This is a genomic window from Lysinibacillus sp. NPDC093190 (genome assembly GCF_050280425.1).
Classification (GTDB): domain Bacteria; phylum Bacillota; class Bacilli; order Bacillales_A; family Planococcaceae; genus Lysinibacillus.
Genome location: NZ_JBNNVG010000069.1, coordinates 1 through 2,001 on the forward strand (window position 1 = coordinate 1; position 2,001 = coordinate 2,001).

Genomic DNA, 2,001 nt, shown 5'->3' on the forward strand with positions numbered 1-2,001 from the left:
ATAATCGAGTAGGAGGGAGTGATTAACTCCCGACCTCTCAGTCGAGTAGCCAATAGGACTTTCACCCAAAGGCTCTCACAGAACCGTACGTGAACCTCTCGATTCATACGGCTCTTATCATTCAACCATTAAGGAAACATTCCAAGAGCCCAGTGAGCAAACATTCTGGGCTCTCTTTTTGCAAGTTTATTGAGCCAATCTCTTGCACGGTTTTCATGTCCTCTGAACCTCTTAAATTTACACATTGCCCATTTAACTAATCTTCGATTTACACAGTCAATGGAATACCGTACTGCTGATGGATTGTATTTCATGAAATAGTTTAGCCATCCTCTAATAGTTGGATTTATCATTTCAGCTATTATTTCAATTTTACTTCCTGTAAAGCTATGTATTCTCATTGCTTTAATTTTATCTCTGAAAGATTTTGCGGACTTTTTACTTACTGATGGCAGAAAATTAAATTGTAGCCTTCCCGTTCGGTCTTTAATAAAAGTTTTACTGAACGTATAACCTAGAAAGTCGAACTCTGTGACAGGATATTCCTTTTCTCTTTCCTTATCTTTGCAATAAATAATCTTTGTTTTCTCTGGATGTAACTCTAATTTGCACTCTTTCATCCTTTGATTTAGTCTGGATAAAATCTCCATTGCTTCTACTTCGGTCTTGCAATGTATAATAGCATCATCTGCATATCGCTCAAATGGTGCTTCAGGATTTGTTCGAACCATCCATATATCAAAGGCATAATGCAAAAACAGATTCGCTAGAACAGGACTTATTACACCACCTTGCGGTGTACCACAGTTTCGTTCAATCTTTTCTTCTTTTGAATTGATAAATGGCGCTTTAAGCCATCTTTCAATGTACATCAGTATCCAAGGTTCATTTACATGCTTTCGTACTGCTCGCATTAGTAATTCATGATCAATATTGTCGAACAGTCCCTTAATATCGAACTCTATTACATAATCATATTTCCAACACATTTTCCTTGCTTGTCCAATCGCATCTAATGCAGATTTATTTGGTCTGTATCCATAAGAATTTTCATGAAACAGTTGTTCCACTTTTGGTTCAAAATACATCTTAACTACCATTTGCGCTACTCTGTCTCCGACAGTCGGAATCCCTAAACCTCGCTTCCCACCAGTTTTCTTCGGTATTTCAACTAACTTTACTGGTGGTGGAAAATAACATCCCGAGCTCATTCTATTCCATATTTTATAAAGATTTTCTTTGAGGTTCTCTTCAAACGCTTTAATATTTTGACTGTCAATCCCAGCGCTTCCACGGTTTGCCTTGACTCTTTTAAACGCATCCAGTACAACGTGTTTTGAAATCTTATACGGTTTACTCTCTTTCATCAAATCCTCCTGTTTTACCAGTTGTTCTCAGCTTTCAAGTTGAATGATGATGTCCCTTCGCTCCATTGCCATTACAGTAACTTCCTCACTACTACGAACATCTCCGCCCCTATCATCTCGCTTTGCTATTTCGACCTCGCCTTTCTGTAGCTTGTGTCTTTTCACTTACCATCGAGATGCAGGTTCCTGTGTTTCACATCAGAGCCTGATATACACTCATGCCACCTTAATACCGTTTGCCAAGTAGACAGCTTTCCAGGTTATCTTCTACTCTTATCCTTGCCTAGTGGTGAAAAGCAAGTTTTGACAAAGTTTTACGTTATCGATACTTCTTCAGCGGTTCACTTGCGTTCATCTTTGTATATCTCACATGATTGATTTGTTTCAACCTTTTCCCTAGACGCTCACCACCACAACTCTTTATTGCAGCAGCTTAGGGTTGTTTGATAGATTTGCCTGATTCAATCTCTATCGAGGGGCCTTCCCTCATCTCTAATGTGCCTTGCACAGCACACCACCACCGTACGTACGGATCCGTATACGGCGGTTCAATTAAGATGAATAACGCAAAGTTTCGTAACGAACTTGCAGACTTTTCAGCCCTTGGCTTTCCCAATAGGAATTGCCGAGGGTT

General features: G+C 39.4%; 1 protein-coding gene. It reads right to left on the reverse strand.

Annotated features, from left to right (window positions below; all coding sequences use genetic code 11):
- Positions 1-128 precede the first annotated feature (128 nt).
- The gene (gene ltrA, locus ACQKOF_RS24975; protein ID WP_427563083.1) at positions 129-1,367 is read right to left on the reverse strand and encodes a group II intron reverse transcriptase/maturase; all 1,239 of its coding nucleotides are present in this window, start codon (positions 1,365-1,367) and stop codon (positions 129-131) included.
- Positions 1,368-2,001 lie beyond the last annotated feature (634 nt).